19 protein-coding genes and 1 pseudogene are annotated in these 20,065 nt (G+C 55.7%); 12 read left to right on the top strand and 8 right to left on the bottom strand.

All coding sequences use genetic code 11. The features are described 5' to 3' along the window. Nucleotides 1-6 precede the first annotated feature (6 nt). Genes AC2FH0_RS04340 through AC2FH0_RS04330 form a run of 3 tightly spaced genes read left to right on the top strand, consistent with a single transcriptional unit; the run spans nt 7 to nt 3,427 of the window. Nucleotides 7-1,041, top strand: coding sequence for an LLM class flavin-dependent oxidoreductase (locus AC2FH0_RS04340; RefSeq protein ID WP_496677761.1), 1,035 nt, complete (start codon nt 7-9; stop codon nt 1,039-1,041). Between the two features lie 8 nt (nt 1,042-1,049). Beyond that, nucleotides 1,050-2,528, top strand: a complete 1,479-nt coding sequence (locus AC2FH0_RS04335; protein WP_496788661.1) for an aldehyde dehydrogenase — start codon at nt 1,050-1,052, stop codon at nt 2,526-2,528. A gap of 32 nt (nt 2,529-2,560) precedes the next feature. Then, entirely contained in the window at nt 2,561-3,427 is an 867-nt protein-coding gene (locus AC2FH0_RS04330) for an urea carboxylase-associated family protein (protein ID WP_496788660.1), read from the top strand. Here AC2FH0_RS04330 and argE read toward each other — a convergent pair. The 3 genes and pseudogenes from argE to AC2FH0_RS04315 form a co-directional block, all read right to left on the bottom strand. Next, nucleotides 3,424-4,581 (bottom strand): acetylornithine deacetylase, encoded by a 1,158-nt coding sequence (argE, locus tag AC2FH0_RS04325; protein WP_496788659.1) that lies wholly within the window; start codon nt 4,579-4,581, stop codon nt 3,424-3,426. The two genes, AC2FH0_RS04330 and argE, sit on opposite strands and share 4 nt — an antisense overlap. Then, nucleotides 4,578-4,823 (bottom strand): annotated as a pseudogene (locus tag AC2FH0_RS04320) (ectoine hydrolase DoeA); the annotation flags it as partial. The pseudogene AC2FH0_RS04320 and the gene argE, both read right to left, overlap by 4 nt. 70 nt (nt 4,824-4,893) lie before the next feature. Beyond that, on the bottom strand, nt 4,894-5,094 hold the full coding sequence (locus AC2FH0_RS04315) for an aminopeptidase P family N-terminal domain-containing protein (protein ID WP_465160558.1): 201 nt from the start codon (nt 5,092-5,094) through the stop codon (nt 4,894-4,896). An 86-nt stretch (nt 5,095-5,180) separates the two neighbouring features. Between AC2FH0_RS04315 and AC2FH0_RS04310 the strand changes: the two genes are divergently transcribed. The 6 genes from AC2FH0_RS04310 (at nt 5,181) to AC2FH0_RS04285 (ending at nt 13,026) form a co-directional block, all read left to right on the top strand. Continuing rightward, on the top strand, nt 5,181-6,224 hold the full coding sequence (locus AC2FH0_RS04310) for a pyridoxal-phosphate dependent enzyme (RefSeq protein WP_496690648.1): 1,044 nt from the start codon (nt 5,181-5,183) through the stop codon (nt 6,222-6,224). A gap of 576 nt (nt 6,225-6,800) precedes the next feature. Further along, nucleotides 6,801-7,892, top strand: coding sequence for an ABC transporter ATP-binding protein (locus AC2FH0_RS04305; RefSeq protein WP_496709351.1), 1,092 nt, complete (start codon nt 6,801-6,803; stop codon nt 7,890-7,892). Between the two features lie 101 nt (nt 7,893-7,993). Further along, nucleotides 7,994-9,082 carry an extracellular solute-binding protein gene (locus AC2FH0_RS04300; protein WP_496788657.1) on the top strand — a complete coding sequence of 363 codons (1,089 nt, stop codon included), beginning with the start codon at nt 7,994-7,996 and terminating at the stop codon, nt 9,080-9,082. 70 nt (nt 9,083-9,152) lie between these two features. Further along, nucleotides 9,153-10,427 carry an ABC transporter permease gene (locus AC2FH0_RS04295; RefSeq protein ID WP_142634170.1) on the top strand — a complete coding sequence of 425 codons (1,275 nt, stop codon included), beginning with the start codon at nt 9,153-9,155 and terminating at the stop codon, nt 10,425-10,427. Between the two features lie 5 nt (nt 10,428-10,432). Next, complete coding sequence (locus AC2FH0_RS04290) at nt 10,433-11,644, top strand: ABC transporter permease (RefSeq protein WP_496704745.1); 1,212 nt, start codon at nt 10,433-10,435, stop codon at nt 11,642-11,644. A gap of 161 nt (nt 11,645-11,805) precedes the next feature. Continuing rightward, nucleotides 11,806-13,026, top strand: coding sequence for an aminopeptidase P family protein (locus AC2FH0_RS04285; RefSeq protein ID WP_496788655.1), 1,221 nt, complete (start codon nt 11,806-11,808; stop codon nt 13,024-13,026). A gap of 21 nt (nt 13,027-13,047) precedes the next feature. Here the strand turns inward: AC2FH0_RS04285 and speB are convergent, their stop codons facing one another. Further along, a complete protein-coding gene (gene speB / locus AC2FH0_RS04280; protein ID WP_496704741.1) occupies nt 13,048-14,022 on the bottom strand; it encodes an agmatinase in 975 nt (324 codons plus the stop codon). Between the two features lie 132 nt (nt 14,023-14,154). On the opposite strand from speB, the gene AC2FH0_RS04275 reads away from it, so the two are divergent. From AC2FH0_RS04275 to AC2FH0_RS04265, 3 genes are all read left to right on the top strand, one after another. Continuing rightward, the gene (locus AC2FH0_RS04275) at nt 14,155-14,997 is read left to right on the top strand and encodes a glycosyltransferase family 25 protein (protein WP_496788653.1); all 843 of its coding nucleotides are present in this window, start codon (nt 14,155-14,157) and stop codon (nt 14,995-14,997) included. A 94-nt stretch (nt 14,998-15,091) separates the two neighbouring features. After that, a complete protein-coding gene (locus AC2FH0_RS04270) occupies nt 15,092-15,493 on the top strand; it encodes a group I truncated hemoglobin (protein ID WP_345741800.1) in 402 nt (133 codons plus the stop codon). Further along, nucleotides 15,490-16,548: an adenylate/guanylate cyclase domain-containing protein gene (locus tag AC2FH0_RS04265; RefSeq protein WP_496690642.1), complete on the top strand. Its 1,059-nt coding sequence runs from the start codon at nt 15,490-15,492 to the stop codon at nt 16,546-16,548. The genes AC2FH0_RS04270 and AC2FH0_RS04265 overlap by 4 nt, the downstream gene beginning before the upstream one ends. Nucleotides 16,549-16,553: 5 nt before the next feature. Here the strand turns inward: AC2FH0_RS04265 and AC2FH0_RS04260 are convergent, their stop codons facing one another. The 4 genes from AC2FH0_RS04260 to metA form a co-directional block, all read right to left on the bottom strand. Then, the gene (locus AC2FH0_RS04260; RefSeq protein WP_142634158.1) at nt 16,554-17,168 is read right to left on the bottom strand and encodes a TetR/AcrR family transcriptional regulator; all 615 of its coding nucleotides are present in this window, start codon (nt 17,166-17,168) and stop codon (nt 16,554-16,556) included. 104 nt (nt 17,169-17,272) lie between these two features. Then, a complete protein-coding gene (ppk2, locus tag AC2FH0_RS04255) occupies nt 17,273-18,142 on the bottom strand; it encodes a polyphosphate kinase 2 (protein ID WP_281994702.1) in 870 nt (289 codons plus the stop codon). Nucleotides 18,143-18,191: 49 nt separating this feature from the next. After that, the gene (locus AC2FH0_RS04250; protein ID WP_496788651.1) at nt 18,192-19,076 is read right to left on the bottom strand and encodes an alpha/beta fold hydrolase; all 885 of its coding nucleotides are present in this window, start codon (nt 19,074-19,076) and stop codon (nt 18,192-18,194) included. A 58-nt stretch (nt 19,077-19,134) separates the two neighbouring features. Continuing rightward, nucleotides 19,135-20,052, bottom strand: coding sequence for a homoserine O-acetyltransferase MetA (gene metA / locus AC2FH0_RS04245; RefSeq protein WP_496690640.1), 918 nt, complete (start codon nt 20,050-20,052; stop codon nt 19,135-19,137). Between the last annotated feature and the right edge of the window lie 13 nt (nt 20,053-20,065).

The following is a 20,065-nucleotide window of genomic DNA, read 5'->3' as shown; positions in this document are numbered from 1 at the left end:
AGGTCAATGGAATTTTCCCTGTTTGCCCATATGGAACGTTTGTCGCCAGATCAGCCGCATGACGTTCTGTATGACGAATTCGTCAGCCTTGTGAAAATGGCGGACGAGGGCGGGATGCGCGCCGTCTGGACGGGTGAGCATCACGGGATGGAGTTCACCATCGCGCCCAACCCCTTTATCTCGCTAGTCGATCTGGCTCATCACACCCGGAATGTACGGCTGGGGACGGGTACGGTAGTCGCCCCGTTCTGGCATCCGATCAAATTGGCCGGAGAGGCCGCCGCGGCAGATCAGATTACCAAAGGCCGGATCGAACTGGGGATCGCACGCGGCGCATATTCGTACGAGTATGAGCGCCTGATGCCGGGGATGGATGCCTGGGAGGCGGGCCAGCGGATGCGAGAAACCACCCCTCTGCTTCCGCAAATCTGGCAGGGCGATTGCGCGCATGAGGGTGAGTTTTATTCCTTTCCGGCGACCACATCTGCGCCGAAACCGTTTCAGAAAAACGGTCCGCCGATCTGGATCGCGGCGCGGGACCCCAATAGTCATGAATTCGGTGTCCACAACGGGTTTAACATCCAGGTCACTCCCCTGTGGCAGGGCATGGAAGAGATTGAAACGCTGATGGACCGCTTCAATGCAGCCTGCGACAGCCATACCGGACCGCGCCCCAAAATCATGCTGTTGCATCATACATATGTTGGCAAGGACACAGACGATGTTGCGCAAGGCGTTCAGGAATTGCGCCGGTATTACAACTATTTCGGTGCCTGGTTCATGAACAAACGCCCGGTCGAGCAAGGGTTGATCCAACGGATCACCCCGGACGAGATGGATGCCAACCAGATGTACACAAGTGATAAGCTGGCGCGCGACCTGACGGTTGGTACAGCGCAGCAGGTTATCGACCGGATCAAACGTTATGAAGATTTGGGCTATGATGAGTTTTCGTTCTGGGTCGACAGCGGGATGACGAACGAGCGAAAACGTGCCTCTTTGGCGCGGTTCATCGACGATGTCATGCCAGCCTTTCAGTGAGGAACACTATGGGAAATCTACCGCATTTTCAGCTTTTCATTGATGGCGCCTGGTCTGAGGGGGCGACGTCTCAGGTTATGACATCTGCAAATCCCGCAACTGGGCAGGGGTGGGCTACGTTTTCCTGTGCGGCACCTGAGGATGTCGACAGGGCAGTCGCCGCCGCCAAACGTGCGCTTGATGATCCGCAATGGCGCGACATGACGGCCACCGCGCGCGGCAAGCTTCTTTATCGCCTGGCCGACCTAGTTGCCGAAAACGCTGCACGGCTTGGAGAATTTGAGACAACAGACAGCGGTAAACTGCTGGCAGAAACCTCGGCGCAAACTGGGTATGTCGCGGATTACTACCGCTATTTCGCAGGGCTTGCGGATAAGGTTGAAGGGACGGTTCTGCCCATCGACAAGCCGGATATGCATGTGTTTACCACGCGCGAACCCATTGGTGTTGTCGCGGCTATTGTGCCCTGGAATGCACAAATGTTCCTGACGGCGACTAAGTTGGGCCCGGCGCTTGCGGCTGGGTGTACCGTCGTGCTGAAGGCATCCGAAATTGCGCCGGCCCCGATGCTGGAGTTCGCGCGTTTGATTGAACAGGCCGGATTCCCCGCGGGCGTTGTCTCGGTCATCACCGGGGATGCGGAAAACTGTGCAATTCCACTGACCCGCCATCCCGATCTGGATCGCATCGCCTTTACCGGTGGCCCCGAGACAGCGCGCCATGTGGTCAGGAATTCTGCCGAAAACTTCGCCGTCACCTCGCTGGAGCTTGGTGGCAAGTCGCCGATACTTGTTTTTGAAGACGCGGATCTGGATGGGGCCGCAAATGGCCTGATCGCCGGAAACTTTGGCGCGTCGGGGCAAAGTTGCGTTGCGGGCACGCGCGGGCTTGTGCAGCGATCCGTTCTGCAAGGCCTGATCGGCCGCATCAAAGAAAAGGCGGGTGCAATCGTTCTGGGTGACCCGCTGGATGCCGGTACCCATGTCGGACCGCTATGTACCATGGCGCAAGTGAACAAGATCGAAGAGACCCTGGCCAAGTCAGCGGAGCAGGGGGCCGTGGTCCATTTCGGCGGGCAACCTGCGGATCGGCCCGGCAATTACATGAACCCAACACTGGTCGAGTGCATATCGCCCGAGACCGAGACGTTGAAAGTTGAGATGTTTGGCCCGGTTATGTCTCTGCTGCCCTTCGATACCGAAGAAGAGGCCATCGCATTGGCCAATAGCACAGTCTTTGGGTTGGGTTCAGGTGTGTTCACGCAGAACCTGGCGCGGGCGCATCGGGTGTCCAAGCGGATCAAGTCCGGGATTTGTTGGGTTAATACCTATCGCGCGATCTCTCCTATCGCGCCGTTTGGCGGATTCAATCAATCAGGGTATGGCCGTGAAGCCGGGGTTGAGGCGATCCTGGATTACACCCGGACCAAGACCACCTGGATCAGCACCTCGCAAGAGCCGATGGCGAACCCGTTTGTGATGCGCTAGGTCTGTTGTCAGACAGATATCGGAGCGCGGTCATGAAGTTGAAACATCCGAATTTTGAACCTCCGGCAGACGCAAATGACCGGAGGGCGATCCCGCCGGTCATTTGCTATCCGCCCGAAACGATACCGCAACCTGATCTGGCTGCGTTGACTGACCTGAGGCAGCGCGCGGTGAAAACCGCCGAAGTCATAGCAGCCCCGCGTGATGCGGCCTGTATTGAAGTGCCCGCGGGGGCCTTTATTCGGGTGGTGTCGGTCGATGGCGCGCAGGTCGGTGATCTGAACATGTGGTACAAGCACGACCTGACCGAACGGTTCTATTCCGGCAAAACCCGCGCGCTGCATGGCACGCATCTGTCGACCGGGGATCGGATGTGGTCAAGTTTTCCGAATATGCGGCCCATGGCGACCATCGTTACGGATACTCTGGATTGGTATGGGTTCGATTCATACGGCGGATCCGTGCATGACGTAATCGGGACCCGCTGTGACCCCTATACCGGGCGACTGCTGTTTGGCGATGACTACCATTATTGCTGCCATTCCAACCTGACACGGGCATTGGCCAGCCATTGTGGCCTGCCGCTGCATGAGGCCGAAATGCACGTCCACGACGTGTTGAACGTCTTCATGTGCACCGGATTTACGCAGGACACAGGCCAATACTTCATGAAGGCAAGCCCGGTGCGTCCGGGTGATTATCTGGAATTCTACGCCGAGATTGACCTGATCGTCGGCCTTTCAGCTTGTCCCGGGGGCGATTGCTCGTCCGAGCATTCCTCGGACGCAGCCGCCTGTTATCCATTGGTTATGGAAGCCTATGACCCCGGTGAAGACATCCGAAACGCGCATATTCAGCCCAAGCGATCTGCTTATGATCGCACCCATGGGGCAGGTTAAGAGGTCAGGCGTTGCCCAAGCCGGTCCAGCATCCGACAGCATAGGTCGAGCTGTTCGATCTCGACGTACTCATCTGCTTTATGGGCCTGTGTGATCGAGCCGGGACCGCAGACAATCGCGTGGGTGCCAAGCTGCTGAAACAGGCCAGCTTCAGTGGCGAATGACACAACACCTGTTCCGTTCGCCCCGGTCAGCTCGGCAACCAGTTTGCGGGCGGCGTTTTCTTCCATGGGCTCAAGGCCTGCAACCTCGGCCGTGATATCCTGCGTGATGCTGGCTTCACTATGGACGGCCTGCATTTCGGGCAGCAGGCTGTGGGTCACATAGTCTGACAGGGCTTGCTTAACGAAATCCGCATCGCTGGCTTGAACCGGGCGCATTTCCCACCCGACATCGGCTTTGCTGGCAATGACGTTATGGGCGACGCCGCTATTGAAGAACCCCACGTTTATAGTGGTCCAGGGTGGCTCGAAGGGGCTGTTTGTTGGCGCGCGGGATTTCAATATCTGGCGCAGTTCCAGAAGTTTTCCTACATAGCGTGCCGCGTATTCCGCCGCATTAACCCCATCATCGGGGGCCGAGCTGTGTCCTTCGAGCCCGACAAATCGTGTCGTGTATTCATAGCACCCCTTATGCCCTTCGATCAGGCACATTTCGGTGGGCTCTCCGATTATTGCGATATCTGGCACAATTCCTCGTTCGGAAAGATCGTTCACCATGTTCTGCGCGCCCAAACATCCGGTTTCTTCATCATAGGTGAAGGCAAAGTGCAGCGGGTGGGTCAGTTTTCTGGCATCCAGCGTTTCGGCAAGTGCAAGTGCGGCGGCGATGAAGCCCTTCATGTCACAGGTGCCACGTCCGTAAAGTCTGCCATCTTTCTCGGTCATCAAAAACGGGTCTGATGTCCAGTTCTGATCCGCGACGGGAACCACGTCCGTGTGGCCGGATAACAGGATGCCGCCGGGAATGTCTGCGCCTATGGAAGCAAATACATTGGCCTTGGTGCCAGTATCATCCCGGGTTTCGATGCAGCGTGCACCCAAGGCTTGCAACCTGTCCCTTAGATAGCTGATGATCTGAAGATTGCTGTCTGCAGATACCGTTTCAAACGCGATCAGATCGGCGAGGATATCTTGGGTTCTTTGCAGGGTCATGGCTTTACAAACAGCTTTCTTGGGCGGTTACAGAAACATTCGGCAGGACCGGTATCGGTGATCAGGATCGACACGGTGATCTCTAACCCCCAGTCATTCAACCAGAGGCCAGGCATAAAGTGAAACGTCTTGCCAGGTTCCAGGATTGTCTCATCCTCGGGACGCAGAGATACCGTGCGCTCACCCCAGTCCGGGAGATAGCTCAGACCTACTGGATAGCCGCAGCACGCGCGGCTTTCAATGTGGACGTATCTGACAATCAGGCATCCACACTGTACGTCGTTCCCCATTCGTATCCTGATTGCGTCCCCACTAGATCGGGTCTGCGTCATGAAAGACCAAAACGCCTTGATGGACGTAGAACGACCACCCCTCGTATCCGGTTAGCCACGTCATGTTCGAAGGATCTTCGAAGAACAGCGCGTCCAGCCCGACCTCGGTCACGGCTTTTCGTGTTTTGGACAGCCGACGGTCAAATTCCCCCCGCATGAATGCCGGATTCACTTGGCTCATCGGATCCTCGTGTCGTGATTAGAGACGTGTTGACAGAACTTTACGAATCCGATCACGTCAATGGACAACTCAGGAAGGAAATACTGTTGAAACTCAGTTCAAACCCACACCGCGGCAAGGAAAAATTGATTCCTGATGCTCCATTTCCTTCGATAAACGCGGCTCGCGTAGCTGATTTGTTAACAGTATGCCCTGCAGCAGCAGAAACCAATCTGGTTGAAGCCAAGGATTTGGCCAATGTCGCCGATCTATGGGTCAAAGATGAGCGTGGGCGCATGAACCTCGGGTCATTCAAGGCTTTGGGGGCTGCCTATGTCATCGCCCGTCACGCTGCTGATCTGGCGCAGACACCGGATAAGTCTACTTTACGCGGGAAAACCTATGTCACCGCTAGCGCGGGTAACCACGGGATGAGTGTAGCAGCAGGTGCACGGATATTTGGGGCTGATGCAGTGGTCTATATCGCCGAAACCGTACCTGAAAGTTTCGCGGAACGCCTTCGTGCGCAAAAAGCCAGGGTCGTTCGTCAAGGCACGGATTATGCCGCCAGTATGGAGGCTGCTGGCAAAGCGGCGCAGGCTAACGGTTGGACATTGCTATCTGACAGTTCGTGGGACGGGTATTACGAGCTGCCGCACACCCTGATGGAGGGATATCTGCAGATGGCTGCAGAAGCGGTGCGCCAATGCCCAAATGCGCCCACGCATATCATTTTGCAGGCCGGGGTAGGTGGGCTGGCAGGGGCGGTTGCAGCTTATGCGCGCCATGCCTGGGGTGATGGACCCAAGATCATTGTCGTGGAACCCGAAGCGGCCCCTGCGTTGCAAGCCAGTATCGAAGCAGGTACCTGCGTCTTTGCGGATGGGCCTGACAGCATCATGGGACGGCTGGACTGTAAAGAACCCTCGCTGATCGCGCTGAATGGTCTGGCGCGGGATGCAGACTGTTTTCTGACGCTCTCGGATGACGACGTGGTGCGGTATTTACCGGCTATGGCAGAGGCTGGGTTGGCGACAACTGCTTCGGGCGGGGCGGGCGTCGCAGCAGCGATGAATGCAGATGTCTGCGAGGCCCTGAACATTGGGAGCGATGCCCAAGTTCTGTGCATTTTATCCGAAGTGCCGGATTGAAGAAGGTCAAGAAACATCTGAATCTTGCCCCGGAATAAGCGCAGGAAGCCGCAAGTTAAGAGGGTGCAACTGCCCCCAAAGGCAGAATCCGATTGCGCCTGAAAACGGGAGGTGCGCAAATCCGCACCTCCGCCCTATCAAAATGAGATTAATTGCCCCCCAAAGCGCGGTTTTTAGATTGGATTGCACCAGATAATTTTAGCGTTTTCCAATCGGTCGAGGAATTTCGACATGCAAATCTCTCAGCAACTCAGTATCGATCTCGAGGTCTGGGCTGTGAGATGTGGTGGTTTAGGTTGTGATTATAACCCATTCAAAATATTATATTAATGTTGTGGGTTAGGAAGTTGAATAGAGGCGAATGAAGCAGGTTAATTACGCGATTCAAGGCCTTGCGTTGCGGGCGAGATATCGAAGTATCAGTTGAGCAGAAGTGAATTTCAGGATTCTTTGTCGCCTAGCTGTCACATTTATGGTTGCGTGGTTGGTACCCCATGTCCTTAAATAGGGTGGACTGGTCTTTGAGATCCGGATGAACCGGGCAAGCAAAGACCGCACAGGGGAGCCAAGTTGGTAATGTCAAATGACGCAGCGTTCGTCGAATTTCAGCGTGTTCAAAAATCTTATGACGGCGAGATACTCGTCGTAAAAGACCTTAATCTCTCGATGCCAAAGGGTGAGTTTCTAACTATGCTCGGCCCCTCGGGGTCAGGCAAGACAACTTGCCTAATGATGTTGGCCGGATTTGAAACCGCTACTCATGGCGAAATCATGTTGGACGGACGCCCGATCAACAACATTCCACCACATAAGCGCGGGATTGGCATGGTGTTCCAAAACTATGCATTGTTCCCGCATATGACTGTGGCTGAAAACCTTTCGTTCCCGCTTGAAGTGCGCAACATCGGCAAAAGCGATCGGGAAGAAAAAGTGAAGCGTGCGCTGGATATGGTCCAGATGGGCGCCTTTGGCAGCCGTCGTCCGGCGCAACTGTCCGGCGGTCAGCAGCAGCGGATCGCCTTGGCCCGTGCTTTGGTGTTCGAGCCTGAGCTAGTTTTGATGGACGAACCGCTGGGCGCGCTGGACAAGCAATTGCGCGAACATATGCAGTTCGAGATTACCCGTCTGGCGCATGAGCTGGGGATTACGACAGTTTACGTGACCCACGACCAGACAGAGGCGCTGACGATGTCGGATCGCGTGGCCGTGTTCGACGACGGACGCATCCAGCAGCTTGCGCCGCCGGATCTGCTCTATGAAGAGCCCGAAAATAGCTTTGTTGCCCAGTTCATTGGTGAAAACAACACCTTGGAAGGCGTTGTTAAGTCAATCGACGGCGACTCGTGCGTGGTTGCACTGGATGATGGATCAGAAATTGACGCCAAACCGGTCAATGTCAGCGCTGCTGGTGAACGGACCAAAGTTTCAATCCGCCCCGAACGGGTGGAGTTCAACAAAGATCGCCTGCATGCCGATGCGCATACGCTAAAGGCGACTGTCAAAGAATTCATCTATATGGGTGATGTCTTCCGGTTCCGCCTATCTGTGGCGGGCAATGAAGACTTTATCATCAAGACCCGAAACGCTCCCGATGCGGTTCGGTTGTCGCCCGGCCAAGAAGTCGAGATTGGCTGGTTGGCCCATGATTGCCGGGCACTTGACGCCTGATGAAGAACGTCCCCTGGTGGATCGCTGGGGGGTAAATGGCGGCCGGGTTGCCCCGTGATCCGGTCTGTTCAGAAATTTACGGGTATAACAGGGAGTTAACAATGAAAGTTAAGACCACTTTGATGGCAAGCGCCATTGTTGCTGTGGCCGGCGGCGCCATGGCCGAAGAAATGACTATCGTGTCTTGGGGCGGCGCCTATTCCAAGTCGCAGTTGAAGGCTTATCACGAGCCCTATTCGGAAAAGAGCGGTGTCACTATCCTGAATGACGACAGCTCGGCTGAAGCGGTCGCCAAGCTGAGGGCAATGAACGAAGCGGGCAACATCACCTGGGACGTAGTGGATGTTGTTGCTGCGGACGCAATTCGTCTGTGTGACGAAGGTCTGGCGATGGAGATCGACCCCGACACCATGCTGGCCCCGGCGCCCGACGGCACCTCGGCTGCCGATGATTTCGGTGACCTGCTGGTCAGCGAATGCTTTATCCCGCAGATCGTGTATTCGACTACATTCGGCTATCGTACGGACCTGGTAGGTGACACACCTCCGACTGATGTCTGCGCCGTATTTGATCTGGAGGCCTATCCGGGCAAGCGTTCACTGGAAAAGCGCGCCATCAACAACATGGAATGGGCGCTGATCTGTGACGGCGTCGCCAAAGATGACGTTTATGACGTTCTGGCGACTCCAGAAGGTCAGGATCAGGCGTTGGCGAAACTGGGAACCATCAAGGACAACGTCGTCTGGTGGTCCGCGGGTGCCGACACGCCGCAGCTTCTGGCCGATGGCGAGATCATCATGGGCTCGACCTATAACGGCCGTCTGTTCAGCGTGATCGAAGAGCAGAAGCAACCCGTTGCCATGCTGTGGGACGCGCAGATCTTTGACCTGGACGGCTGGATTATCCCCGCCGGTCTGAGCGAAGAGCGTCAGCAGCGTGCGCTGGACTACATCATGTTCGCAACGGACACGCAGCGTCTGGCGGATCAGGCCAAGTACATCTCGTACGGTCCGGCCCGTGCCTCGTCGGCTCCGCTGGTTGGTCAGCATGCCGAGCTTGGCATCGATATGGCGCCGCACATGCCGACCGATCCGGAAAACGCCAAGAACACGTTCCTGTATAACTACGAGTTCTGGGCGGATTACCGCGATGACATCGAAGCGAAATTCCAGGCTTGGCTTGCGAAATAATCGTTTGATTTCATGAAACAGTCGGGGGCGGTGCGCCGCCCCCAGACCCAAGCAGAGTCAAGGGGCACAGATGACTGACGCAAGCCAAAATGCGGGGCCGATGCTGGCAGCGGACGGAACGCCGCTCAAGCAATCGCTGGCACGTTCACTGCGGCGGCAAAAGTTACGAGCATTGATGCTCGTCGCTCCGCTTCTGCTATTTGTCATGTTTTCCTTTATCGTGCCGATTGCTTCAATGCTGTTCCGCTCGGTTGAAAACAGCATGGTTTCAGAGACCCTCCCGCTTACTGTGGAAGCCCTGCAAAGCTGGGACGCCCAAAGCGGTGAGCTTCCGGACGAAGCAGTATACGATGCATTCGTTCGCGACATGGTCGTTGCCGTTGATAGCAAAACCCACACCCGCCTTGGCTCGCGTCTGAACTACGAAGAGACTGGCATGTCTTCTTTGTTCCGCCGCTCTGGCCGGAAAATGGGCAAGCTTGACCCTGAAACCGATGGACCATTCAAGGACCAGATCATCGAGATTCACGAGGGCTGGGGCGATCCTAAGACGTGGGCCGTGATCAAGACCCATTCGCCAACGGTTACCAATGGTTATTTCCTGAACGCGGTCGATATGCGCCGCACGCCCGAAGGCGCGCAGTCGCAGCCTGAAGACAAGCAGATTCTGATCAAGCTGTTTGGCCGCACATTGTTCATGTCACTGGTGATTACAGTGTCCTGTATCCTGCTGGCCTATCCGGTTAGCTACCTGCTGGCGACCCTACCGATGCGGGTGTCGAACCTGCTGATGATCCTTGTCCTCTTGCCTTTCTGGACCTCACTTCTGGTGCGGACCTCGGCGTGGAAAGTGATGTTGCAACAGCAGGGCGTGATTAATGAAACATTGGTCTGGCTTGGACTTGTGGCCGATGATGCACGACTGGTGATCATCAATAACCAGATCGGCACGATCATTGCGATGACGCATATCCTGCTGCCGTTCATGATCCTGCCGATGTATTCAGTGATGCAGACGATCCCGGTGACTTACACGCGCGCGGCGAAATCAATGGGCGCGACCAACTGGACGACGTTCTGGCGCATCTACTTCCCACAATCCATTCCGGGTATCGGAGCGGGCTCGATCCTCGTATTCATTCTGTCGATCGGATACTACATCACGCCTGAAATCGTTGGCGGCACAAAGGGTGTCTTCATCTCGAACCGGATCGCCTATCACATCTCGTCCTCGCTGAACTGGGGACTGGCTGCGGCCTTGGGTACGATCCTGCTGGGTGTCGTCATGCTGCTCTACTGGGTCTACGACAAGATCGTGGGCATTGATAACGTGAAGTTGGGATAATCGACATGGCTGCACTTACACCGATATCCCGCAAACCGCTCTCCATGGTTCTGCCCAGTGTCGCCTTGGCGGGTGCCTTCGCCGGCGTCTTTGTCGGCGCGGGCAACGGCTCGATCCTTTTGGGCATTCTGGGTGGCGCAGCTCTGATCGCCGCGCTGGCCTGGGTCTACATCAACGTTCTGAAGAACGAAAAACTGGCGCGCTGGATCAATATCCTGGGTTTCGGCGTCATCGGTTTCCTGTTGTCAGGTCCGATGGGTGGCATTCTGGGCCTGTTGGGCGGTTGGTTTTTTATCTTCTTTATCTATTGGCTCTATGAAGGCCGGTATCGCCGCAAACTGCTCAGCTATCTGACGCCAAAACAGGTGTTCTATCACTATCTGTTTCGGGTTATCTGCGGTGCGATCTTCGTGTTCCTGATCACCCCGATCCTTGTGGTTCTGCCGCTGTCGTTCAACGCGCAGGACTTCTTTACCTTCACCCCTGAGATGCTGAGTCTGGACCCCGAAGGGTATTCGCTAAAGCATTACCGCGATTTTTTCACCAACAATGAATGGCAGCGCAGCTTCAAGAACTCGCTGATCATCGCGCCGATTGCGACGATCATCTCGGTCTCGCTGGGCACGTTGGCGGCCATCGGCCTCAGCCAGAGCCACGTACCCGGCCGCCGCGTCATCATGGGCGTCCTGATCTCGCCGATGATCGTGCCGTTGATCATCTCGGCCACCGGCATGTTCTTCTTCTACAGCGATATCGGTCGCTTCATGGAAGGCACGCTGGGCATGAACAAGAACTTCGTGGGCTATGTGAAAGTTGTCCTTGCCCACGCCGTTCTGGGCATCCCTTTCGTCATCATCACCGTGACTGCGACGCTGGTGGGCTTTGATCGCTCTCTGACGCGGGCGGCGGCGAATATGGGCGCGGGCCCGGTGCGGACGTTTTTCAAGATTCAGATGCCCCTGATCCTGCCGGGCGTGATCTCGGGCGGCCTCTTCGCCTTTATCACCTCGTTCGATGAGGTGGTTGTGGTGCTGTTCGTTGGCTCTGCCAGCCAGAAGACACTGCCATGGCAGATGTTCACCGGCCTGCGCGAACAGATCAGCCCGACCATTCTGGCAGTAGCGACCATCCTTGTGGTGATCTCGATTGCGCTGTTGACCACGGTAGAGCTGCTGCGGCGGCGGTCTGAACGCCTGCGGGGGCTCAGTCCCGCTTGACGCGACTCACAAGGTGATTTAGCGATTTCACCATGCACCCCGGTCACGATGGCGTCGTGACATCTAGGCGGGTGCATGGCTCTCGGTTCCCGAGGCCGCTTGTCCTGAACGCCGGGACTTGTGGCCGGGCTTTGCCTGTCCGGCATCGAGGAGAGACCAAGATGAATGATCTAAACAATCGCCCCGAATTCTTTACCTGCCACAACGGTGACAAGGCGCCTTTGCCCTTTAGTAAGGCGGAATATGCACGCCGTCTGGCCAGTTTGCGCGCCACGATGGCCGCCCGCGATATTCCAGCAGTTCTGCTGACTTCCATGCAAAACATCGCCTATTACTCGGGCTTCTTGTATTGCTCGTTCGGGCGTCCCTACGGTTGCGTTGTCACTCAGGACAAATGCACCACCGTGTCGGCCAATATCGACGCCGGCCAGCCTTGGCGTCGCTCGGTTGAAGACAACGTGATCTATACCGACTGGAAGCGGAACAATTACTGGCGCGCGGTGGCTGATCTGATTGGATCAGCCGGTCGGGTCGGGATCGAAGGCGATCACATGACCCTGGCAATGCGCGACACCGCACTGGATATGCTGGGCCAGCCTGAACTGGTTGATATCGCACCTGACACAATGGCCGCACGCATGGTGAAATCCGCCGAAGAGATCGCGCTTATCAAAGGCGGCGCACACACTGCAGATGTGGGCGGCGCAGCCATTCACGCGGCGATCCGCGAAGGCGCAACCGAGATCGAAATCGCCATGGCGGGCCGTGACGCGATGGAGGCCGAGATTGCTCGTGCTTATCCAGAAGCCGAGTACCGCGACACCTGGGTCTGGTTCCAATCCGGCCTGAACACTGATGGCGCACATAACCCGGTCACCAAGCGGGCGCTGCAAAAGGGCGATATCCTGTCGCTGAACACATTCCCGATGATCTCGGGCTATTACACTGCGCTGGAACGCACCTTGTTTCTGGGCGAACCCGACGCCGATAGCCTGCGCATCTGGAAGGCAAACGTCGCCGCGCATGAGTTGGGGCTGAGCCTGATCAAACCGGGCGCGACCTGCTCTGGGATCACGGCTGAGATCAATCGATTCTTTGCTGATGAGGGCCTGCTGCAGTACCGCTCATTCGGCTATGGGCACTCATTCGGCATCCTCAGCCACTATTACGGTCGTGAGGCGGGTCTTGAACTGCGCGAGGATATCGACACGGTGCTGGAGCCGGGCATGGTCGTGTCCATCGAGCCGATGCTGTGGATTCCCGAAGGACAGCCCGGTGCCGGTGGCTATCGTGAGCATGACATTCTAGTGGTCGAAGAGGCCGGAGCTGAAAACATCACCGGCTTCCCCTATGGGCCTGAACACAACACGATCAGCGCCTGATCGTATGGGCGGGAAGGGCGTTCAGCCCTTCTTGCCCCGTTCGTGAAAGATAAACCCGATAAAGTTCAGCAGCACCTGTGCCGCCAGAATCTGCGTGCTTTCGGTTGGGTCGTAACTTGGGGCGACTTCAACAAGGTCGATCCCGACCACGTCACCGCGTTTCGCCAGCCCCTGAAGAATTTCCAGCACATCGTAATACAAAAACCCGCCATGGCTGGGCGTCCCGGTGCCTGGCGCGATCGAGGGGCAGAACGCGTCGATATCAATCGTAACGTAATACCGCGCGCCTTCGGGAATGCGTTCAACCACGCCCTCGGTGCCCAGTTTGCGCACCTGCCGCACTGACAGGATGTCTGATCCGCGGGCGCGGGCATCCTCATACCCTTCCTTAGCGGTCGACGACACGTTGCGAATGCCCAGCTGGGTCATGCCCGAGACGTACGGCTTTTCAATCGCCCGCCGCATCGGATTGCCGTGGCCAATAGTGACGCCATGACGTTCGTCAACGAAATCTAGATGCGCGTCGATCTGGACCACATGGATCGGACCGTTCTGCGCGCAATCTGTGGCAAAGGCGTTGATGCAGGGGATATTCACCGAATGATCGCCGCCGATGGTGACGGGCAGGGCGCCTGCGGACAGAATACGTTCGACGCCGTATTGAATATTGGCGTGGCTCTCATCTGTCTTGGTGTGGATAATATCGGCATCCCCAATATCGACCATCCGCACCGATCCATCCAGATAGGTAGCGTCATCCTCATGGTCATAGGCCCCGGCATGGCCAAAGCTGAACAGGGTCGAGGCCTCGCGCACCGCACGCGGCCCAAAGCGCGCGCCGGACCTCCATTGAGTGCCAAAGTCGAAAGGCGCCCCTATGACTGCGACATCCGCGTCGATATTGTCCCAATCCTCGACATACGGCGCTTTGCCGAAGGTCGAAATGCCGACAAAAGGCAGATTAAGCCGCCCACCGCTATACCCATGTGATGACATGGCGAGTTTCCCGTTTCTTGCTGTTCAACGGCAGCTTAGACAGGAATTCAAAGCTGCGATAGGTGGGGGCTGTGGGCTTGATTGTCCGATTGTGCGATGTGTATCTGGTGCAGGCATTAAAAAGGAACAGCCGTGGGCCATCATGAACTGCCACCGGGAACGGGCGTCTACTATATCAATCTGGATCGGGTACCCGAACGGCGTAACTTTATGGAGGCGCAGTTTGCGCATACTGGATTGATTGGGGCCAAACGCTTTAGTGCGACCGATGCACAACAAGAGGGCGCTCTGGTTGGAAATGGTTATGTTCCCGGTTCTGGCAGCCGCTGGGGTCTGAAACAAAGTGAAGTCGCTTGTTTCGAAAGCCATCGCGCCGTTTGGAAGCGTGCCGTTCAGCAAGACCTGAAGGCTGTTGCGATCTTTGAAGACGATGTTGAAATGTCGACCCAAGCTGGCGGTGTGATTGCCAGATTGCTCGAAGCAGGGTCAGGGTTCGACTTCCTAAAGCTGGACTATTCCCCTCGGTCGCTGAGGTTTGGCCCGGAACAGCAGATATCCGGCGTACCGGCTCGCCCGATGCTGGAAATGGCACCCAGCGCGGCCGCATATATCCTGTCGCAGGCGGCCTGCCGTAAATTGCTGAAGTGGTCCGAGAAATACTCGGATCACCTGGATGATTTCGTATCTATCCCCCGCCCGGATTGGCAAATGTATCAGTGTTTTCCAGCAGTCGGCGTTCAAATGATCTGGTCGAAACAGCAGGATCAGGCTGAAGATTCCGTGAAAGTCAGTGAACGTTCACAAAACAGAAAGACCAATAGCGGTCTGGATAAGGGACCCCTGTGGTTTCGCATTCGTCGCGAATTGCAGGCCGCGAAACGCAAGTTGTATTGGCGCCAGAGAGGCGAAGCCCGATTGCTTGAAAGCGGGGGGTATGTCGGATTTATCCCCTGTGCCGAAGACCTGAGGGTTTAGTTTATATCATAGGCTGATCACGGCTTTCCAACCAAGCAAAAATAGTAATTCTCGATAAGCGTTAACAAAACTGTCAAATTGATATAATCTTCCAGTGTTGTTGGTGTTTTTCCGGTTTGGGGTTGGTGTGGGTCAGACAATCTATGAGCATTATGGCGGTTTCAAAACGATCAGCCGGATCGTTATGACCTTTTACGAAATGGCACTGGAGTCTGATCAGATCGGTGACCATTTCGAAGATATCGACATGCCAAGGCTAATTGATCACCAGACCAAGTTCGTATCGTCTCTGATCGGTGGCCCGACATCTTTTAGTGATGATCGAATTGAAGCGGTTCACAGAAATCTGAACATCTCGCACGCAGATTTCGACGAAATGGCAGATCTGTTTGGTGAAGCGCTGGCGTTACATGGAATGGAAGATCGGCACGTAAAGATTGCCTTGGGAGCGATCGAATCCAAACGTGCAATTATTGTTACGCGCGATGCGGCATGAGCATTCTTGCGATCAATGAACAACTGCTGCGCGCGATCGGTGTTGGTGTCGCAGTGGTTCGGGCTTCGGATCTTACATTCGTATTCTGCAACGGCCCTTTTCAGGAATGGTTTGGCCCTCCGGCTGATGGACAGACATTGTTGGATTTTTTTCCTGACCTTGATGCGCGTGAACTTGAAGACGTAAAGCAATCTGGGCTCAGATACTCGGTCGAATTGCAGATCAAGCCGAAACGCAGGACACTGGTTTTCGCAACGGCAGTTTCTCTGGCAAACGGTCTTTCGGAACAGGTTCTGGTCATCGAGTTTCAGAACATCACCAAAATCCGCGAACTTGAAAGCATGATTGACAGCTACTCGACTATGGTCGAACGCAACACGCGCGAGTTGGAGCGTGAGAAGGAGCGGGTTGAAAGGCTGTTGCTGAACCTGATGCCGCGCGCTGTTTATGAAGAATTCAAGACATTCGGTGTGGTCACGCCGCAGCTTTACGATCAGGTGTCAGTTGTGATGCTGGACTTTGTGGGGTTCACGGATTTTGCCGCCAAGACGGACCCGACGGTTACCCTAAGCGAGTTGAATGACATCTTTACGGCCTTTGACCGGATCGTCGAACAGTTCGGATGTGAGCGGATCAAGACTATTGGCGATGCTTATCTTGCGGTGTCAGGCATGCCGGATGCTACGCCAGATCATGCGACTGCTGCTGCCCATTGTGCAGTCAGGTTCCTTCGCTATCTTGAGCGGAGAAATGAAAGCCATCCGCACAAGTGGCAGGCACGTGTGGGGCTGGGTATGGGGCCAGCGGTAGGATCTGTGGTTGGTATTCAGAAATATGTCTATGATGTTTTCGGGCCCGCCGTGAACATCGCTTCCCGGTTACAAGTCTTTGCAAACCCAATGAATATTGTTGCGCCTGAAGAAATGAAATACGCCCTGATTGACGAGTTTCAGGTCTCTGATATCGGGCGTGTGGACATCAAGGGTATGGGTGAGATGGATCTGATTAATGTCACATCCGGTCTCAGCATTCCGCAACGGAAACCGGTGTTCTGACGGCCTTATTCGTCCGGAGGCACCAGCCCTAGTCCCCGCAGATAAATACCGATCCCCGTTTCCAAAAGATCTTCGGGCGGGAAGGGTGCGGTGGCGCCGGTGTTACGGGCAAACAATTCGACTACACCGTGACTCAGCGCCCAGATATGTGCGCTGAACATTGAAGCCGGCGGACGTTTTTCCGGCGGAATATGTTGCGACAGATCGGCTGCAGCTTTTTCTAGAACATCTCTGGCCCGGTTTGCAGCCAGGGCAAGTTCTGGGGTGCGGTTGACGGAAATCCCACTTTCGAACATCGCGATATAGTGGCCAGGATTCTTGCGAGCAAAGGCCAGATAGGCTCGCCCGGTTGCTTCGAATGCAGCCAGCGCCGAAGGCTGGCCTTTGTCATAAGCGAATTGAATTAGATCGGCGAACATCTCGAACCCCTGACGCGCCGCCTCGGCGATCAGGTCCTCGCGCCCGTGATAGTGGCGATAAACAGCTGCAGGCGTGACGCCTGCCGCTTTTGCAGCCTCTGACAGGGTGAACCCGGTCGGACCCTTTTCCTCGATCAGGGACAGAGCTGCGTCGATCAGAGCCTGTTTCAGGTTGCCGTGGTGATACCCGCGTTTTGTCATCCCTGATTCAGACGCCTTTTTTGTACAATTCTTGAGGAACTAAGACATAAACCGGTAGCACGTATTCGTCCAATCTTTGTGATGATATTGGCCGGCAAGAAAGATCAGGCATCCCAGATATCTGGCCCGCCACATATCTTGGTGTCGATATCGCCAATCGCATTTTTGTCCTTTTCATCATAGTCCAGCGCATGAAGCACGGTTCGGATTGCTGCCAGCCTTGCCCGTTTCTTGTCGTCGGAACGAACTATGGTCCAGGGGCAGGCTTCGCTGTGACTGCGTGTAAGGGTTTCGGAAATCGAAGCAGAGTATTCATCCCATTTGTCCAAACCAGCGATATCGATTGGGCTTAGTTTCCAGTGTTTCAATGGGTCCGTTTCGCGCGCAAGAAACCGGTTCAACTGCTCGGCCCGTCCGACGTTCAACCAGAACTTGAACAAGCGGATACCATCGTCACACAGGCCGGTCTCTAACGGCAGAACCTGTCGGAAGAAGCGTTCACGCTGTTCTGTGTTGCAGAACCCAAACACATTTTCCACCACGCCGCGGTTATACCAGCTGCGGTCAAAGAACACGATTTCTCCGGCTGCGGGCAGATGTGGGATATAGCGCTGAAAATACCATTGGCTGCGCTCTTGATCCGATGGCTTGCTGAGCGCAACGTTCCGGGCCCCACGCGGGTTCAGGTTCTCACGGAACCGCTTGATTGTCCCGCCTTTTCCAGCGGCATCACGGCCTTCGAAGATAACAGCGACACGCTGGCCGGTTTCCTTCACCCAAAGCTGCATTTTCACAAGCTCGATCTGCAGGGACTGCATTTGTTTCTCATACGCCTTACGCTTCATGCGTTCGTCATAGGGGTATGTAGGGTTCAGAATGTCATCCTTATCGGCCTCTTTGATCTCGTTCCGGACTTCTTCTGGTGCACGTTTTTTGTAATATTCCTCGATGGTGCCTTTGCCAGTTCGTGTCATGAGTCACCTCGCGATAAAATCCATATCTTACTATGGATTAGCCTCGGAATTAACGCAAACCCGCCCGCTGAGCAGCCCGGATGATTGCGGCCGCTACTTCGGGTGCGGCAACGATCTGTGGCATATGGCCAATTCCCGGCAATTCGATCAGTTCAGCGCCGGGGATTTGGTCGATCAGGGGTTCCGCATGCCATTCCAACCCGACCGTTGTGTCGGCGGTGCCATGCACAACTTCGGTCGGGACCGAAATATTCTTATAGCGCGGCTGCAGCGCACGAACTTCGTCCAACAGATTGGCGCGTTGCATTGCGTTGGCATGCATCGAAGCCGGGCGCATGGTCAGCCCGGGGCCGAAATGTTCGGCATAGCCTTCGGGTGCAGTTTGGGGGGAAAAGACACCGTCTAGGGCCTGCTCGACATACCAATCGGGGACAAAGGCGTTGATCAACGGCAGCACAAGCGCGTTTCCGGGCTTGGTCGCGGCCATTCGGTTGAAACCATCCAGCGGCGTTTCCCAAGGGATCGCGGCGGGGGCAATCAACACCAGCGCCGAGATGTGTTCGGGCTGTGTAACCGCCCAGGCCAGCGACACCGACCCGCCATAGCTTTGCCCTGCAACAATGGGTTTGTCCGCGCCCAGCTTGACAGCTGCACGGCGTAGGATTTCGGCTTGTTCTTCAAGGGTTTCTCCGTCCGGATTGAAGCTGTCGGAATACCCCAGTCCGGGCCGGTCAAAAACAATGACACGGAAATCTTCTGCCAGAATTGGTGCGAGGGCAAAAGTCATGTCCCGAGTGTTGCCACTGGACCCGTGGATCAGCACGACATCGGGCCCGTGCCCCATGACTACGGCATGAACGCTGACTCCATCGACGTCGATCAGCTGACCCTCGGGTGGGAAACTGGCCTCGGCTACAGCTTCGTTCCGTGACACGCGCCAAGTTGTTACGGTGGCTAGGCCAGCAATCAGCAGGGCAAGAGCTATGATGGTTTTAAGAACCAATTTGATCCATATCGAACGGTGTTGTCTGATAGATTTCGTTAATCCAGTTGCCATAGAGCAGGTGCGCATGGCTGCGCCATCTGTTCTGAGGCTGGCGCGAGGGGTCGTCGTCTGGATAGTAGTTCATCGGCACGTTTATCGGTGTGCCGTTGTCGATATCGCGATCATATTCCTGCTTGAGCGTATCACTGTCATATTCAAAGTGGTTAAAGATATAAATCGCACGATGGTCCTTATCTTCGACTAAGCAGGGGCCTGCCTCATCACTACCCAGCAAGGTGGTCAGGCCCGTAGCGCTGTCGATTTCGGCCTGCTTCATCTCGGTCCACCGGCTGACCGGGATTACGCAATCATCGGAAAACCCGCGCAGAAACGGTGAGGAGGGAGCCAGATTGCGGTGCCGGAAACATCCGAAAGCCTTGGCGTCCAACATATGCTTACGCACCCCATGGAAATGGTTGATCATCGCCATTCCGCCCCAGCACACGCCAAAGGTCGAATGGACATTTGTCTGGGTCCAGTCAAATACTTCGCTGATCTCTTCCCAATAGGTGACATCCTCGAATTCAAGATGTTCGATCGGGGCGCCGGTGATGATCAGGCCGTCAAATTTTCGGTCCCTTACCTCCTGAAACGGGCGGTAGAACTCGGCCATATGCTCGGCTGCGGTGTTCTTGGTCCGATGTTCGGTCATACGGATCAGCGACAGGTCGATCTGCAGAGGGGTTGCACCGATGAGTCGCGCGAACTGGTTTTCGGTCTGAATCTTCTTGGGCATCAGATTCAGCAACCCAATCCGAAGGGGGCGAATATCCTGACGCATTGCCTGATCCTCGGACATGACCATGACGCCCTCATTGGTGAGAACGTCATATGCGGGCAGGTCAGAGGGAATCTTGATCGGCATCGGATGCAAGCCT

The sequence above is a fragment of the Ruegeria sp. CDSC051 genome, from assembly GCF_059610665.1.
This window is presented reverse-complemented; position numbering and strand designations above follow the sequence as displayed.

Bases quoted from the DNA above. Each gene is read 5' to 3' on its own strand.
- AC2FH0_RS04285 (WP_496788655.1), top strand. From the start codon at position 11,806: ATGAATGATCTAAACAATCGCCCCGAATTCTTTACCTGCCACAACGGT.
- AC2FH0_RS04340 (WP_496677761.1), top strand. From the start codon at position 7: ATGGAATTTTCCCTGTTTGCCCATATGGAACGTTTGTCGCCAGATCAG.
- AC2FH0_RS04260 (WP_142634158.1), bottom strand. From the start codon at position 17,168: ATGACAAAACGCGGGTATCACCACGGCAACCTGAAACAGGCTCTGATC.
- AC2FH0_RS04300 (WP_496788657.1), top strand. From the start codon at position 7,994: ATGAAAGTTAAGACCACTTTGATGGCAAGCGCCATTGTTGCTGTGGCC.
- AC2FH0_RS04290 (WP_496704745.1), top strand. From the start codon at position 10,433: ATGGCTGCACTTACACCGATATCCCGCAAACCGCTCTCCATGGTTCTG.
- AC2FH0_RS04330 (WP_496788660.1), top strand. From the start codon at position 2,561: ATGAAGTTGAAACATCCGAATTTTGAACCTCCGGCAGACGCAAATGAC.
- speB (WP_496704741.1), bottom strand. From the start codon at position 14,022: ATGTCATCACATGGGTATAGCGGTGGGCGGCTTAATCTGCCTTTTGTC.
- ppk2 (WP_281994702.1), bottom strand. From the start codon at position 18,142: ATGACACGAACTGGCAAAGGCACCATCGAGGAATATTACAAAAAACGT.
- metA (WP_496690640.1), bottom strand. From the start codon at position 20,052: ATGCCGATCAAGATTCCCTCTGACCTGCCCGCATATGACGTTCTCACC.
- AC2FH0_RS04335 (WP_496788661.1), top strand. From the start codon at position 1,050: ATGGGAAATCTACCGCATTTTCAGCTTTTCATTGATGGCGCCTGGTCT.
- argE (WP_496788659.1), bottom strand. From the start codon at position 4,581: ATGACCCTGCAAAGAACCCAAGATATCCTCGCCGATCTGATCGCGTTT.
- AC2FH0_RS04305 (WP_496709351.1), top strand. From the start codon at position 6,801: ATGTCAAATGACGCAGCGTTCGTCGAATTTCAGCGTGTTCAAAAATCT.
- AC2FH0_RS04315 (WP_465160558.1), bottom strand. From the start codon at position 5,094: ATGAGCCAAGTGAATCCGGCATTCATGCGGGGGGAATTTGACCGTCGG.
- AC2FH0_RS04265 (WP_496690642.1), top strand. From the start codon at position 15,490: ATGAGCATTCTTGCGATCAATGAACAACTGCTGCGCGCGATCGGTGTT.
- AC2FH0_RS04295 (WP_142634170.1), top strand. From the start codon at position 9,153: ATGACTGACGCAAGCCAAAATGCGGGGCCGATGCTGGCAGCGGACGGA.